General features: G+C 69.9%; 13 protein-coding genes and 3 pseudogenes. 10 read left to right on the top strand and 6 right to left on the bottom strand.

What is annotated here, in order from left to right; genetic code table 11:
- The first annotated feature begins 81 nt into the window (after nucleotides 1-81).
- Nucleotides 82-528: an anthrone oxygenase family protein gene (locus CP978_RS01690; protein ID WP_043436957.1), complete on the top strand. Its 447-nt coding sequence runs from the start codon at nucleotides 82-84 to the stop codon at nucleotides 526-528.
- 234 nt (nucleotides 529-762) lie between these two features.
- Nucleotides 763-1674: a helix-turn-helix domain-containing protein gene (locus CP978_RS01685; RefSeq protein WP_079161952.1), complete on the top strand. Its 912-nt coding sequence runs from the start codon at nucleotides 763-765 to the stop codon at nucleotides 1672-1674.
- A 92-nt stretch (nucleotides 1675-1766) separates the two neighbouring features.
- Here the strand turns inward: CP978_RS01685 and CP978_RS01680 are convergent, their stop codons facing one another.
- Nucleotides 1767-3206: an aldehyde dehydrogenase family protein gene (locus tag CP978_RS01680; protein WP_043436954.1), complete on the bottom strand. Its 1440-nt coding sequence runs from the start codon at nucleotides 3204-3206 to the stop codon at nucleotides 1767-1769.
- Nucleotides 3207-4127: 921 nt separating this feature from the next.
- Here CP978_RS01680 and CP978_RS01675 point away from each other — a divergent pair.
- Entirely contained in the window at nucleotides 4128-4763 is a 636-nt protein-coding gene (locus tag CP978_RS01675; protein WP_043436952.1) for a DUF7003 family protein, read from the top strand.
- A 191-nt stretch (nucleotides 4764-4954) separates the two neighbouring features.
- Here the strand turns inward: CP978_RS01675 and CP978_RS01670 are convergent.
- Nucleotides 4955-5262: pseudogene (locus CP978_RS01670) on the bottom strand (transposase); the annotation flags it as partial.
- Between the two features lie 406 nt (nucleotides 5263-5668).
- Nucleotides 5669-6244 carry a TetR/AcrR family transcriptional regulator gene (locus CP978_RS01665; protein WP_043436950.1) on the bottom strand — a complete coding sequence of 192 codons (576 nt, stop codon included), beginning with the start codon at nucleotides 6242-6244 and terminating at the stop codon, nucleotides 5669-5671.
- Nucleotides 6245-6342: 98 nt separating this feature from the next.
- Between CP978_RS01665 and CP978_RS01660 the strand changes: the two genes are divergently transcribed.
- The gene (locus tag CP978_RS01660; RefSeq protein ID WP_043436948.1) at nucleotides 6343-7254 is read left to right on the top strand and encodes an NmrA family NAD(P)-binding protein; all 912 of its coding nucleotides are present in this window, start codon (nucleotides 6343-6345) and stop codon (nucleotides 7252-7254) included.
- 22 nt (nucleotides 7255-7276) lie between these two features.
- On the opposite strand, the pseudogene CP978_RS01655 reads toward CP978_RS01660, so the two are convergent.
- Nucleotides 7277-7492: pseudogene (locus CP978_RS01655) on the bottom strand (ATP-binding protein); the annotation flags it as partial.
- A gap of 84 nt (nucleotides 7493-7576) precedes the next feature.
- Entirely contained in the window at nucleotides 7577-8464 is an 888-nt protein-coding gene (locus CP978_RS01650) for an aldo/keto reductase family oxidoreductase (protein WP_043436944.1), read from the bottom strand.
- 140 nt (nucleotides 8465-8604) lie between these two features.
- Here CP978_RS01650 and CP978_RS01645 point away from each other — a divergent pair, with 140 nt between their 5' ends.
- The 4 genes from CP978_RS01645 (at nucleotide 8605) to CP978_RS01630 (ending at nucleotide 11452) form a co-directional block, all read left to right on the top strand.
- On the top strand, nucleotides 8605-9042 hold the full coding sequence (locus CP978_RS01645; protein WP_212669262.1) for a winged helix-turn-helix transcriptional regulator: 438 nt from the start codon (nucleotides 8605-8607) through the stop codon (nucleotides 9040-9042).
- Between the two features lie 613 nt (nucleotides 9043-9655).
- Nucleotides 9656-10483 (top strand): alpha/beta fold hydrolase, encoded by an 828-nt coding sequence (locus CP978_RS01640; RefSeq protein WP_043436937.1) that lies wholly within the window; start codon nucleotides 9656-9658, stop codon nucleotides 10481-10483.
- Nucleotides 10476-11087 carry a TetR/AcrR family transcriptional regulator gene (locus CP978_RS01635; protein WP_063839031.1) on the top strand — a complete coding sequence of 204 codons (612 nt, stop codon included), beginning with the start codon at nucleotides 10476-10478 and terminating at the stop codon, nucleotides 11085-11087. Before CP978_RS01640 ends, CP978_RS01635 begins: the two co-directional genes overlap by 8 nt.
- Nucleotides 11084-11452: a hypothetical protein gene (locus tag CP978_RS01630; protein ID WP_052453919.1), complete on the top strand. Its 369-nt coding sequence runs from the start codon at nucleotides 11084-11086 to the stop codon at nucleotides 11450-11452. Before CP978_RS01635 ends, CP978_RS01630 begins: the two co-directional genes overlap by 4 nt.
- Nucleotides 11453-11735: 283 nt before the next feature.
- Here CP978_RS01630 and CP978_RS01625 read toward each other — a convergent pair whose 3' ends face one another.
- Nucleotides 11736-12848 carry an aminotransferase class V-fold PLP-dependent enzyme gene (locus CP978_RS01625; RefSeq protein ID WP_043436935.1) on the bottom strand — a complete coding sequence of 371 codons (1113 nt, stop codon included), beginning with the start codon at nucleotides 12846-12848 and terminating at the stop codon, nucleotides 11736-11738.
- Between the two features lie 473 nt (nucleotides 12849-13321).
- Between CP978_RS01625 and CP978_RS35415 the strand changes: the two genes are divergently transcribed.
- Nucleotides 13322-13474: a hypothetical protein gene (locus CP978_RS35415; protein ID WP_227745288.1), complete on the top strand. Its 153-nt coding sequence runs from the start codon at nucleotides 13322-13324 to the stop codon at nucleotides 13472-13474.
- A pseudogene (locus tag CP978_RS01615) lies at nucleotides 13444-13728 on the top strand (transposase); the annotation flags it as partial. The gene CP978_RS35415 and the pseudogene CP978_RS01615, both read left to right, overlap by 31 nt.
- Nucleotides 13729-13748: the final 20 nt, after the last annotated feature.

Below are 13748 nucleotides of genomic sequence, written 5' to 3'. Positions count from 1 at the left end.
CTAGCACTGCTAGACAGGCGAGCGGCAGCAGTACTAGCGTTGCCTCGTCACCTAGCGGCGCTAGATCTCGGAGGGGTCGTCATGCTCAACGCACTCGAGGTGTTCACCACCGTGGTCGTCGGCTTGATGGTGGGGGTGGAGTTCTCCGTCGCCTTCGTCATCAACCGGATCCTCGACGCACTCCCCGAGGACAGTGGCCAACTCGGCCGCGCCCACGGGGGCCGGATGCTCGGCGCCGTGATGCCGGTCTGGTACATCGGCTCGCTCGTCCTCGTCGCGATCTGGGCCGTCGCCGGATGGCACCACCACGGCGTCGGCCTCGTCGTCACCGCCGGCGCGCTGCTGATCCTCAGCGTGATCATGTCGATCCTGCTGCTCGTCCCGATCAACAACCGGGGCAAGACGTGGACCCCGGACAACCGGCCCGCCGACTGGAAGGAGCAGATGAACCGCTGGGACCGCTTCCACTACGTCCGCGTCGCCGTCATCGTCGCCGCCTTCGCCCTGCTGGTCGCCGCCCTCGTCTGAGCCCACGGGCTCACCCGGCCGGTCGTCAGCCGCAACCGCTCGGCCGTGTGCCCGACGTGCGGCACCGCTACCTCCGAGAAGGCCGTACCGGCCTGGGTGTGCGGCACCCACCCGTGGCCGGTCTGATCCGCCTTGTGTCTGGATGGCACCGTTGCCCTGCCCGGTGTCGTCGCACCCGGATGCCACGGGCCTGTGTCCGTGGCTGTAGAGGATTTGCTCCAGGAGAAGGAAGTCATGCGTTCTGTTCAACCCAGCGCACCCGCAGTGTCCGCTCGGGCACCGCGTCCGCGTGTTGCCGTCACCCCGGAGCGGCGCTCTCCTCCGAGCGCCTTCGGGGAGTTCCTGCGTGCCGGCCGTTCCCGGCTGGAGCCCGCTGACGTCGCATTGCCCGCCGGTGTCGGCAGCCGCCGTGTGAAGGGTCTGCGCCGCGAGGAGGTCGCCGTCCTGGCGGGTGTCAGTGCCGACTACTACATTCGTCTCGAGCAGGGGCGCGAGACCAACCCCTCGCCGCAGGTCGTCGCGGCACTCGCTCACGCTCTGCGGCTTGCTCCCGACGCCCGCGACCACCTGTTCCGGCTGGCGGGCACCACCCCGCGTCTGAGGGCCGACGCCCTGCGAGACCAGGTGCACCCCGACCTGCTGCGCCTCCTTGACGCCTTTCCCTCGGCGGCTGCCTATGTTCTGGGGCCGGCCTTGGACGTTCTGGCCGGCAACGCTCTGGCCCGGGCCCTGCTGTCCCCCTTCGGCGGCGAGAGCAGTATGCCGCGGATCCTGTTCACCCACCCGCGCGCCGACGAGGTCTTCCCGGAGCGTCCTCTCGTTGCCGGAGCCGCCGTCCACGCCTTGCGTCTGAATGCCGCCCGGTTCACCGACGCCCCCGAGATCGACGACCTGATCACCGAACTGCACGACGGGTCGGCCGAGTTCCGCTCTCTGTGGGCCGACCAGAACGTCAAGGCACTGACCCGGGCCCGCAAGGTCTTCGTGCACCCTCAGGCGGGCCGTATCGAACTCACCTATCAGAGTTTCGACGTGCGTGACGCCCGCGGTCAGGAACTCCTGGTCGGCTCCGCCCTACCCTCCAGCCCAAGTGAAGAGGCCCTCACGTGCCTGGCCTCCATGGCCGCACCCGACAGGCCGCACTGACGGGCGTCCCCTGTGGGGTCGATGCGGGGACGACATGGCTGAGCGGGGCATGCCGGAGGCTGCCCCGCCGCACCGGCTCACCATCGCAGTCGTCAACGCCGTGATCGTCGCACGCTCAGAGTCTGCGGCTCGGTGAACTCCAGTAGGCCGGCCAGGCCGCTCTCGACCCCGATTCCTGACTGTTTCCTGCCGCCGAACGGGACCAGCGGATCCAGGTGCATCACCTCGTTCACCCACACCGTGCCCGCCTCCAGCTGCGCGGCCACCTCCTGCCCGGCCTCCGGATCACCGGCCCACACCGACGCGCCCAGCGCATACTCGCCGGCGTTCGCCCGCTGCACCGCGTCGTCCATGTCCCGGTACTTCAGCAGCGGCAGCACCGGCCCGAACTGCTCCTCGCGCACGATCCGCGAAGACTCGGGCGGGTCGTCCACCAGCGTCGGCGCCACGAACCAGCCCCCGCCCCCGTCCTCGGGCAGCCCGCCCGTCAGGAACCGGTAGCCGCGGTCCCGGCAGTCGCGCAGCAGCGAGACCACCGTCTCGTACTGCCGCCGGTTGGACACCGGCCCGAGGTCGACCTCGCTCTCGGACGGGTCACCGACCCGCGCCTGCTCGGCCAGCCGCACCAGCTCACACGCCAGGTCGTCGTACACGTCCTCGTGCACATACAGCCGCTTGGTCGCCAGGCAGATCTGCCCGCTGTTGGCGAACGCCGCCCAGAACAGCTGGGGCGCCACCTCCTTCACGTCCACGTCCGGCAGTACGATCGCCGCGTCGTTCCCCCCGAGTTCGAGGGTGACCCGGGCCAGGCGCTGTGCCGCGCTCGCCATCACCTTGCGGCCGGTCTGCGTCGACCCCGTGAAGCTGATCTTGTCGAAGCCCGGGTGCCCGGTCACCCACGAGCCCAGGCTCCCGCTGCCGGCCACCACGTTCATCACGCCGGCCGGCAGCAGGTCCCGCCACACCTCGCCCAGCCGCAGGTTCGCCAGCGGTGTGAACGCCGACGGCTTGAGCACCACGGTGTTGCCCGCCAGCAGCGCCGGACCGACCTTGAACGACGCCTGCCCGACCGGGTAGTTCCACGGCGTGATCGCCGCCACCACGCCCAGCGGCAGACGCCGGGTCACCGACCAGCGCTCCCCGTCGTCCTGGTTCACCGTCTCCGGCAGTTCCAGCCCAGCGGTCTGCCGCAGCCACAGCGCCAGCCCGGCGACCTCCGCGACGGCGACCGGCCTGGGTTTGCCCTGCTCCAGCACGACCAGGCCCGCCAGTTCCTGTGTGTGTTCGTCCACTGCGTCCGCCATCGACACCAGGAGCCGCCGACGCTCCGCCACGGCGAGGGCGGCCCAGGCGGGGAACGCGGCCCGCGCGGCCGTGACCGCCTCGTCCAGCTGCTCACGCGTGCAGTCAGGGGCGGCCGCCACGACCCGGCCGGTCGCCGGGTTGATGACATCGAAGGTCGGCCCACCGGCCACCGGACGGCCACCGATCGTCAGCGTGAACGCCCAGGGGGCGCCGGGATTGTGTGACATGTGAACTCCGTGTTCAGGCCTCCGCACCCGGCCGGGCACGGAGGAAAGAGAAGAGAGAAGACAATTCGGCGCCGGCGGCATGACATCCGCGTCGTCGGCCAACACGTCGATCCGGCCGCGGCGCGCCATCGCACCCTGCGCGACCCAGGCCATGCTCCCGCGGTCCGTCACCTCCAGCCCAGTGAACTCCGCGCAGCGCCCAGCCGCCTCAAGTTGCCTCACCAGCAGCGCAAGCCGGTCCGTGCGACGGGGCCCCGGGGACCACGTGATGACCGTCAGCTGCCAGACGCCGTACGGAGGCCTCACCGATACCACCGGATGCTCCGCTGATCAGGACCATCTTGCGGTTGGCGACGATGAGAGATGTACCCATGGAATCACCCCCGGGATGATCAGACTTGCCGACGGTTGCCGACGAATCGAGTCTTCATCCCCGGGAATCAGGCAAGAAGACCGCGCGAACATGGGTGCACCGCGCCCCCTCTGGCACTGCCGCGAACAGACGCCGCCCAGGGGGCCGACCGGCCGCGACACCAGACGCCGGCCGAGCGACAGTCAGGGAAGAGATCGGACCGGCAGCCCGGTACCGGGTATGCGGATGCGGGAGTGTCCAGCGTGCGCCCCACGATAGGTGCGTCCAGGGAAGCGGTGTGCGGGTTTGACTTGATCCGAGGGTTTGCTCCGGCACCGGGACGGTGCCCGCATGGATGAGCGGCCACCGGCTGATCTTCGAAGTGTCGAAGCCTCGAAGGAGATCAGCGAGGTTTGCCGAGGGATGGGTGGGACGCGGCTGGCGCCAGTGGCGGTGGGGCTTCATCTGGCGGGCGATGAACACCCGCCAGGTGACCCGTCGGCGGTTGGTCCAGGCCGCGGACTCCCGCTGGCAAGCGGCCGAGAGCCCGGTCCTAGCCTGGAGTCGTGATGACAACCTCGTCGATCCTTGGGCAGTTCGATCTCTGCGCGGACAAGGCAGAGTTCCCGGACCTGGCCAACGGCTACTACTACCCGGTCGATGCGCGGATCCACTTGTTCGGCGACAGTACGCGTTGGGCCGTGGTCGCTGAGCTGCTGGGTTACAGCCCGCGCAGCGGCAACCTCATCGACGTCGTCCACTGCCTCGGCAACTGTCTGCCGCATGGCGAGCCCGGATTCAGCGACTTCCTGGCGCGGGTGGACAACATGGAGGAGATCGGCCCCGACGTCGCCGAGGTCTATGCAGGAGGAGTTCCGGTAGTCGTCCGCGGTACCGCGCTGACAGTCGACGCCGCCGCCGGCACCCCGCTGCAGGACGTGTTCCGCCTGCTGGCGCCTGCGAACACGGGGCTTCTGCTGGCCGACGAGACGGAGTTGCGGGCCGGCATTCCCACCGACCTGCCGGAACTGCTGCGGCTTGACGAGTGGAACCAACCGGAGGACTTCTGCGATGTCATGCCCAGTGAGCACGAGACCTTCCAGGTGATTGCCGAAGTATTGGACTCCGGGGACCTGGCCCGGTACCGGCCGACACTTCCGGCGAACACCCACTGGTCCCACTGGCCGGACGCAGGAACCTTGTAACGGCCGTGCCCGCGTGTCTGCGCCCTGTCACGGTTACGCGGCATCACCAACAGTCCGCTGCGGTGGACGAACTCAGATCGCCCGATGACAGACTGCTACCAGTGAGACGTCGCGCAGGAAGTGGACGCGGCATCTTTGGAGCCGGCGTCGAACATGAATTTGCGCACGGCCCTGACCAGGCTGCTGTGGTGGTCGTCGACGCTGCGGGTGGACACTCCGTGGACGTATTCCTCGACGATGACGGCGTTCAGGGCCCGGTCGATGCGGCGCCGGCGTTCCAGCAGGCTGGGGAAGAAGCTGCCGGTGCGGACCTTGGGGATCGCCAGGTCCAGGTCTCCGGCCTGCGTGGTCAGCGCCTTGTCGCGTTGTCGCGGTGACCGTTGCGCCATGTCGTGCGGGTCTCGGCATGCTCGCCGGGCTCCACGCCGATGCGGGCGGTGGCCTCGGCCTCGATGAGCTCCTGCACGATCCGCTGGGCCAGGACCCTGACCAACTCGATTCAGTCCGCCGTACGCAGTGACTCCATCAGCCGGAGTAAGTCCCGCTGGGACGCGGCCATCGTGTCACCTCTCTCAACGAGCTTCTCTACTCGGAGAGTTGCGCGAAGGCCGCCTCATGACCAGGGGCTGTGCAGAGATCGCTGCTACACCACTTGGCGGGACACCATCCGGCGCTTCGCCGCGGCTTTACGGGCAGCGGCCTGGTGGAGGGAGACGGGGTAGCGCTGTTCGTGGAGAACACTCCGGAAACGCTGTGATGCCGGTCGTGGCGGAGCGCGCTACGGTCCCGTGCCTCGTGGCGCTGAGGGGGTGACAAGTGTCGACCTTCGAGTGGACTGAAGTTCTGCCGTGCGCAGCGCAGTTGGTGGATCCGGCGCCGGTGGTGACCTCGGCGGCCGTCCATGTTCAGGTTGGAGTGGCCCCCTGTGCAGGGCTGAGCCCTTCGACGGAGAGGCGGAAGAGGCGGTCGGCCTGTGCCATGGGCCTGACGTGGTGCTCGGTGGCCAGCGCGATGCCGACGCTGAGGGTGAGCAGATCGTGGAAGGTGACGTCGGGCCTGACCGCGCCGTCGCGGATGGCCTGCCGGAGCAGGGGTGTGGCGGCCTCCTCGAGTGCGTTGCCGCAGGAGTGCGGGGCGGGCTCGTCCGTGGGGGGCTCATAGGCGAGGGCGTCGGCGAGTCCGCGGGCGGAGACGGCGTACTCGACGAGGGCGTGGAGCCAGTCCAGGAGTGCGGCGCGGCTGTCGCCGGTTCCGGTCAGCCGGTGGGCGCGCTCGCAGAGGTTCTCGATGCGCTCCTGGAAGACGGCTTCGAGCAGGGCCTGGCGGGTGGGGAAGTGGCGGCGCACGGTGGCCGATCCGACGCCGGCGGTGCGGGCGATCTGTTCGAGTGAGGCATCGGCGCCGTGTGCGGCGACCTCGGCCTCGGCCACGATGAGGATGCGCCGGTAGTTGCGGCGGGCGTCCGATCGCTGACCTGTCATCGTCTCCTCATTGCTAAACGGCGGGCCCCGCCATATCGTAGCCGACAGGAATCGGCGGGGCCCGCCGTTTTATTTCCGGGCTGTGAGGAGCGAGAACCATGACCACCGACGACACCGAACCCGTCCTCGTCACCGGGGCCACCGGCCGCCAGGGCGGGGCCACCGTCCGCGCCCTCCTGGCCGCCGGCACACCGGTGCGTGCCCTCGTGCGCGACCCGCACTCGGAGCCTGCCCGGGCCGTCGAGGCGCTGGGTGCCGAACTGGTGAAGGCGGATCTTTCCGATCGGACCTCCCTGGACGCGGCTGTCGAAGGGGCCCGCGCGGTGTTCTCGGTGCAGATGCCGCCCATGACCGAGACCGCCGTCGACTTCGCGGGAGAGCTGGCGCAGGCCACCCACTTGATCGACGCGGCGAGATCAGCGGGAGTACGGCAGTTCGTACAGTCCTCGACCAGTGGGGTCGGCGAGCACACCCGGGCCCCCGGCTGGACCGAAGGCCGCTGGGCGGCGATGGAAGGCTACTTCGGCACCAAGCAGGCGATCCTGGAGGCGGTGCGCGGTGCGGGCTTCGACCGCTGGACAGTGATCAAGCCCGCGTTCTTCATTGAGAACATCCCCCAGTTGATGCCCGACGGGCCCGGCGGCGGCCTGGCCACGGTGCTGAACCCCGACGCGCAACTGGCACTGGTGTCGCGTGCGGACATCGGCGCGGCCGCCGCGCACGCCTTCGCCGCCCCCGACCGGTTCCACGAGGTGGAGCTGGAGCTGGCAGGCGACCTGCTCACGATGACGCAGATCGCGCAGACGCTGTCCGAGCTGTGGGGCGTGCCCGTCGTCGCGCCGTCCATGAGCGTGGAAGAGGCGCTCGCGGCGGGCATGCCGACATGGGGCGCCGGGCACGAGTGGAACAACGCGGTCATCCAGCCGGCACGGCCCGAGTTCGCCCGAGCGCTGGGAATCCCGCTGACCACGTTCGCCGACTGGGCACGTGAGCATCTGACGGCCGCGTGACGTAGGCCGGAACGCGGCTCGGTCACTCCGTCGCCGGCGAGTGCTCGGTCCAGATGGTCCTGCCTCCGGGGTGGTAGCGGCTGCCCCGGCGATGGGTGAGCCGGGCGACCAGGAAACGGCCCCGGCCGCCCTCATCGGACAGCTGGGCCCGGCGCAGACAGGGCTGCGACGGGCGGGGGTCGGAGACCTCGCAGACCAGAACGCGGTGCCCGATCAGCCGCAGCCCGATGGGGCCGCCGGGCAACGACGACCGTGACTTCATCCATGGCGACCGGTGTCCGCGACCAGTGTCCCGGAAAGCCGGCCGTGGCTTGTGGGCGTCTCAGGCCTGGGGCATTCCGTGACCGATGGCATCCAACTCGGCCAAGTCCTGATGAGAGAGGGAGAGTCCCGCTCCGGCGACGTTCTCGCGCAGGTGCGCCGTCGACGACGTTCCGGGGATGAGCAGGATGTTCGGTGATCGCTGCAGCAGCCAGGCCAGCGCCACGGACATCTGTGTCGCCTCCAGTCGGGCGGCGACCGTCGAGAGCGCCGAGGACTGAAGCGGGGTAAAGCCTCCGAGGGGGAAGAAGGGCACGTACGCGACGCCGTCGGTGGCCAGTCGGTCGATGAGCTTGTCGTCGTGGCGGTGGGCGAGGTTGTACATGTTCTGTACGCACAGGATCGGCGCGATGCTCTGTGCCTCGGCGACCTGCTCCTCGGTGGCGTTGCTGACCCCGAGGTGGCGGATCAGGCCCTGCTGCTGGAGTTCGACGAGCGTCTCGAATGCCTCGGCGAGCGAGCCGGGCTGGAGACCTTCGGCGTTGCCGAGCCGGAGGTTGACCAGGTCGAGTACCTCGAGCCGGAGCGACCTGAGGTTGTCGTGGACCTGGCGGCGCAGATCGTCGGGCCGCCGGGCCGTGGGCCAGCCGCCCTGTTCATCACGGTTCGCGCCCACCTTGGTCACGATGTGCAGCGACTCGGGATAGGGGTGCAGCGCCTCGCGGATCAACTCGTTGGTGATGCGCGGCCCGTAGGCGTCACTGGTGTCGATGTGGGTGATGCCGAGGTCGACCGCTTGACGCAGAACGGCCAGGGCACCCTCGTGATCGGCGGGCGGCCCCATGACCCACCGGCCGGCCAGTTGCATGGCGCCGTAACCGAACCGGGTGACGGTCAGCCCGCCCAGCGCCCAGGTGCCGCCGGGAAGAGAGGGGGAGGGGGTGCTCATCTTGTCGCCTTTCGTCGTGCGCTTGGGGGTGGCGCCTGCTGCATCCCTCCATCAGCATGGGAGAGAAACTTCCTGTCGGGAAGTAGGCACTCTGGAGTGCGTAACCCACCCATGGGAGAGAGGTGTGATCGGTGGCGACGATGAAGGCGGCCCAGAAGAAGGCTCAGGCCAAGGTGGAGTACAACGCGTTCCTGGCAGCGTGCCCCAGCCGGCAGTTGCTCGACCGGATCTCGGACAAGTGGGTCGTCCTGATCCTGTGTGCCCTGGGCGGCGACCACGGCCCTGACGGGCCCGGTGCGGCACACGCAGACGCTCCGAAGGCGATGCGTTACTCCGAGATCTCTCGTCTTCTCGCCGGGGTCAGCCAGAAGATGCTGACCCAGACGCTACGGTCGCTGGAGCGCGACGGCCTGCTCACCCGCACCGTGACGCCGACCGTCCCTGTCACCGTCTCCTACGAGCTGACCGACCTCGGCCTCTCGCTGCACCACCTGACGCGCGGGCTCAGAGACTGGGCCCAGACGCACATGGCCGAGGTCCTCGCAAACCGCGAGAACCACGACGCTCGCACCCCCTGACGGGCGCGCTCAGCCTCGGAAGGAGGGGACGACGAGCGACGCAACCCCGAGCCCGTGACCCCTGGCGGCGCAACCCTTCGTGGTGTGGAACCTCCGACCCGTGGGGTCTGGGAGACCAGCCAGGCCGGCCCGACCTCTACGGGTACTTGGCGCCGTTCTCGGCGATCTGGCCGACCTCCGGTGCGACGCGGGCCGGGCCGGCCTACTCCCTTCCGTAATCGGCACCGCATCCCCGGTCCGCATCTTCATCCTCGCGCGACGTGCCGTTCCGAACCCCGCCGGCCTCGGACTCCGCCCGGGCGGCGAGACGCTGGCGCAGGCCAATGCGCGACTGCTTCGCGTCCTCCGTGATCAGGCCATCCAAAAGGGCAACGAACACGCCGGCGTCACGCCACGCGGAACCGGCCGATAGTCCACCGTCAAGCGGAAGCCCCCTCGTACCACGGTCGCCGTACGGCTCCATCATGCGGTGCCCTGCCGCGCTCCGCCCATCCGCGGCGCCGGACGGTTCCCGTCCCACCGGGCCTGCCATGGGTCGCCGCGCACCGGCCTTGACCGAGCTCAGCTAATCGGAGTAGCTTTTTAGCTATTGAAATTAGCTAAGGAGGTCGGCATGACTGAGTTCCTGAACGTGGAAGGCGGCACCCTCGCCTACGAGGTGACCGGCTCCGGGCCGCTGATGGTGCTTGCGCACGGGATCGGCCAGAGCCGCGACGCCTATCGGTTCATGGTCCCGGAGCTGGTGGGAGCCGGATACCGGGTCGCGGCCGTGGACCTGCGAGGCAGCGGCGAGTCGACTGCGACATGGCCGTCCTACACCCGGACCGACATGGCCGGCGACCTGATCGCACTGATCCAGCACCTCGGCGGTCCCGCGGTGCTGATCGGTCACTCCATCTCCGGCGGTGCCGCGACGATCGTCGCTGCCAAGGCGCCGACGCTCGTGAGCGCCGTCGTCGAACTGGCGCCGTTCACCCGCAAGGTGGAGTACTCGCTGAGCGCCCTGGGCCTGTCCCGCTACCGCAGGGGCGCGACGGCGATCTCGGCCGTCGCGATGCTCGGCAGCCACAACCAGTGGCGGAAGTACCTGGAGATCGCGACCCCGGAGCCCCGCCCGGCGGACTGGGCCGCGAGCCTGGAGCGCATCGACGCGATGCTGCGCGAGCCGGGCCGGATGAAGGCCCTGCAGAAGCAGATGAACAGCGCCGCCGACGCCGGTGCCCAACTCGGCAACGTGCACTGCCCGGTCCTGGTCGTCATGGGCACCCTCGATCCCGACTGGGGTGACCCGAAGGCCGAGGGCGAGGCCATCGTGGCCGCGCTGCCGGAGGGCGTCGGCCGGCTCGAGATGCTCCCGGGGGCGGGTCACTACCCGCACGTCCAGTTCCCGTCCGAAGTGGTCGGCCTGGTGCGCTCGTTCCTGGAGACGGCCCGTGCCTAGGGCCGGACTCGACCGGGCCACGGTCATCGCGGCCGCGTCGGAACTCGCCGACGAGGTCGGCTTCGCCGGCCTGACCATGGGCCTGCTGGCCGAGCGGGTCGGCGTGCGGACACCGTCGCTGTACAAGCACGTCGATTCGCTGGACGCCCTCCAGCGGGGCGTCGGCCTCCAGGCCATCCGCGACATCGGCGCCGTCCTGACCCGGGCCGCCGTCGGCCGGTCCGGTCCGGACGCGGTCCGCGCGATCGCCGAGACGTACCGGAAGTGGGCCCTCGACCACCCCGGCCGGTACGCCGCCAGCGTCCGCGCCCCGCGCCCCGCGGACGAGGAATACCAGGCCGTGGCCCACGAATCGGTGCAGATCCTGTTCGACGCGGTCGCCGGCTTCGGCCTGACCGACGAGCGCGCCATCGACGCGGTCCGAGCCCTGCGCACCGTCATCCACGGCTTCGTCGGCCTCGAAGGCGACGATGCCTTCCAGATGGAGCGCGGCCCCGCCGACAGCTACCGGTTCGTCGTCGACACGCTCATCAACGGCATGCGGGCCGAGGCCGCCATCGGCGGGCCCGGCACCGGGCCGCTCCACGCCGGGGAGGGATCATGACCCAGGCCGCTGACTCCCCGAACCGCACCAACGCCGCTTCCAGGCTGCGGTTCCTGACCGAACTGATCGGCTGGACGGCCACCCCGTGGGCGCTGCACCGGGTCGACTGGGCGCTCGCGATCACCGCGCTGGTCCTGCTGATCGGACTGCCGGCAGTCGTCGGCACACCCGGCGACCGCCCCTTCGACCCGCCGGTGGCGATCCCCGGCGCTGCGATGCTCCTGCTCGTGCTCCTCGAAGTGGCCGCCGCGGCGGTGGCCCCGTGGTTCGCGTGGCCCACGGGGGCGGCGGTCGTCGCGACCGCACTGGTCGCGACGTCGGTCGTGCTCGAACAACCCCGCTGGCGTTGGCTGTTGCGCCACTAGATCACGACTCGATACGCACCCTGTGTCTGGTCGCTCCTGTGCGGCGCGGCCCGATGGAACATTCGGCCTGCACCGATCCGGACCACCTCATCCGCACCCTCTCCCGAGGGCTCAGACACATCCAGCACCGCCCCGCCTCATCGAAACCGGCCTGGCCATGGCCATCACCACACCGACCCCGACCCGAAAACCTCAGTAACCGTCTGAGAGCACGTTGCCCCCGACCTGTTCGGCAAGCACTGCGTGCTGATCCGCTCACAGGACCGGCAGGGCTTGGTCGGGTTCAGCTTCGCAGCGAGGACAGAGCGGCGGCGACCCGTTCGGACACCTCCGGCGGGGTGGAGGCGTGCGGGGAGAGCCTGAGGGAGTCGCTGCGTACGGTAGGAGTGACCTTCTCGGCGTGCAGAGACTTCGCCACGAGGGACGGATCGTGGTCCGGCATCGTGAAGGAGAGGATGCCCGCGCGCCGCGCCGGATCGGTGGGGGAGAGGATGTGGCCGCCGCAGCCCCTGACGACCTCGGTGAGTTCGGTGATCCGGGTGGCGATCGCGGCCTCGATCGCCGCCACGGTGTGGCGCTCGACGAGGTTCAGCGCGGCCGCGAACGCGGCGGCCGTCACCGGGCTGAGATGGGTGATCGACCACCGTCGCGCGTCCGGGGCGGGCGGGTGCTCCGCCCCGTCGAAGAGGCCGACGCCCTCGACGCCCGTCCAGCCGGTGAGGACCGGCTCCAGGAATTCCAGCGCCTGGTCGGACAGTGCTGCGAAGCCGGTTCCCCATCCCGCGCGCAGCCATTTCTGACCGCCGGTGACCACCACGTCGGCCGCCTCCCAGGGCATCTCCACAGCGCCGAACGCCTGGATGGCGTCCACGATCAGCAGCCGGCCCGGTCCGATCGCCTCGCGCAGCGCCGCCAGGTCGGCACGGAAGCCGGTACGGAAGTCCACGGCGCTCACGGACAGGGCGACGACATCGTCGGTCAGTGCGGCGCGCACCAGGTCGGGGGTGACCCCGCTGTCAGGCTTCGGAGAGAGCCAGCGCGGCTCGGCCCGGCCCAGGCGCCGGGTGCGATGCCACGGATAGTGGTTGGCCGGGAAGTCGGTGCGCGCGGCGAGGACCACGCCCTCCCGGATACCGAGAGCGGCATGGAACAGACCGGTGGACGCATTCGGGAGCAGTACGGTGTGCTCGGCGTCGGTGCCCGTGAGGCGCGCGGCCGCGCTCCGCGCCGCGCCTTCTGCCCGCATCAGTGCGTCCACCGTGACATGGTCGGCACGGGCCGAATCCTCCATGGCCCGCGCGGTGGCGGCCACGGCGTCCTGCGACGGCGGACCGAACCGTGCGAAGTCGAGGTAACCGGCCGGTGTGTCGAAGCGGGTCGCGTACGACGTGAGCACGGAGTTCGTCCTTTCGGGACCGTTCGGGCGGGCGGTGTGGTGACGGGCGCGCGCTGAGTCGCGAGTACAACCGCTTTCTGCTCATGGTCGGCAGACCGCCGTGTCGGGCGGCTGCTTCCGGACGGGCGTCTTCAGCGACCGCCGTTCGGCTCCGAAGCCTCGCACGGCCGGCCATCGTGGCGCGCGGCGGGGTACAGATGGTGACCCCGTGCCCGCTTCCGGTGGTTCGCGGCTTGTACTTTGTCCTCTGGCGTTCCTGGAGTGGTGCGGGCAGAGTGGGCGGCGTGACGGACCATTCCGACTCTCTTCCCGCGGATATAGATGATCGCCAGGCCATGGAGCACATCCTCGGTCGTCCCTTGAGCCAGAGATGGCCGACGGGTGCATGGGCACCGGGAACCCGGGTCACGGTCGTTCGGGACCCGGGATGGGACGGCCCTTGGCAGGCCGAGTTCGCCGGCACGATCGATGCCATGGGTGCACCCGAACCCAACGAACATGCACAGGCACTCGATGGTGAGTTGCTGTACTGGGTCACCTTCGACACGCCGCAGTACGACACCGGCGGGGACGGTCCCTATCGCAAGGCCCAGATCTGGGGCCGCTACCTCAGGACCGAGCTCTGACCGCTCGGCGCGACGAGTTGTTCGAGCTGGCGGACGCGGCGCTGTGTGCGGACGGTGCGGTGAAGTCCCCGATGGACCTGACGCTGCTGCCCAAGCATCGTCGTGAGCACGGCGCGATGTACGGCGGCCTGAACCACGGCCGGATCGACGTCGGCCGGCTGCGGGCGGTGCCGGCCGGGCTGTCGCTGCCGCGTTTCGACGGCGGGCGCCTCGCCGGCGCGGATGCACGGTGTCGACGGCCGGCCGACCGGCAAGTCCGGCGGCGGTGGCGTGA

This window comes from Streptomyces nodosus (assembly GCF_008704995.1).
Classification (GTDB): Bacteria; Actinomycetota; Actinomycetes; order Streptomycetales; family Streptomycetaceae; genus Streptomyces; species Streptomyces nodosus.
Note: the sequence above shows the minus strand (reverse complement) of the source record. Positions and strands in the feature narration are given on the sequence as shown.

Bases quoted from the DNA above. Each gene is read 5' to 3' on its own strand.
- CP978_RS01660 (WP_043436948.1), top strand. From the start codon at position 6,343: ATGACCACCGACGACACCGAACCCGTCCTCGTCACCGGGGCCACCGGC.
- CP978_RS01640 (WP_043436937.1), top strand. From the start codon at position 9,656: ATGACTGAGTTCCTGAACGTGGAAGGCGGCACCCTCGCCTACGAGGTG.
- CP978_RS01645 (WP_212669262.1), top strand. From the start codon at position 8,605: ATGAAGGCGGCCCAGAAGAAGGCTCAGGCCAAGGTGGAGTACAACGCG.
- CP978_RS35415 (WP_227745288.1), top strand. From the start codon at position 13,322: ATGGGTGCACCCGAACCCAACGAACATGCACAGGCACTCGATGGTGAG.
- CP978_RS01685 (WP_079161952.1), top strand. From the start codon at position 763: ATGCGTTCTGTTCAACCCAGCGCACCCGCAGTGTCCGCTCGGGCACCG.
- CP978_RS01675 (WP_043436952.1), top strand. From the start codon at position 4,128: ATGACAACCTCGTCGATCCTTGGGCAGTTCGATCTCTGCGCGGACAAG.
- CP978_RS01680 (WP_043436954.1), bottom strand. From the start codon at position 3,206: ATGTCACACAATCCCGGCGCCCCCTGGGCGTTCACGCTGACGATCGGT.
- CP978_RS01665 (WP_043436950.1), bottom strand. From the start codon at position 6,244: ATGACAGGTCAGCGATCGGACGCCCGCCGCAACTACCGGCGCATCCTC.
- CP978_RS01630 (WP_052453919.1), top strand. From the start codon at position 11,084: ATGACCCAGGCCGCTGACTCCCCGAACCGCACCAACGCCGCTTCCAGG.
- CP978_RS01690 (WP_043436957.1), top strand. From the start codon at position 82: ATGCTCAACGCACTCGAGGTGTTCACCACCGTGGTCGTCGGCTTGATG.
- CP978_RS01650 (WP_043436944.1), bottom strand. From the start codon at position 8,464: ATGAGCACCCCCTCCCCCTCTCTTCCCGGCGGCACCTGGGCGCTGGGC.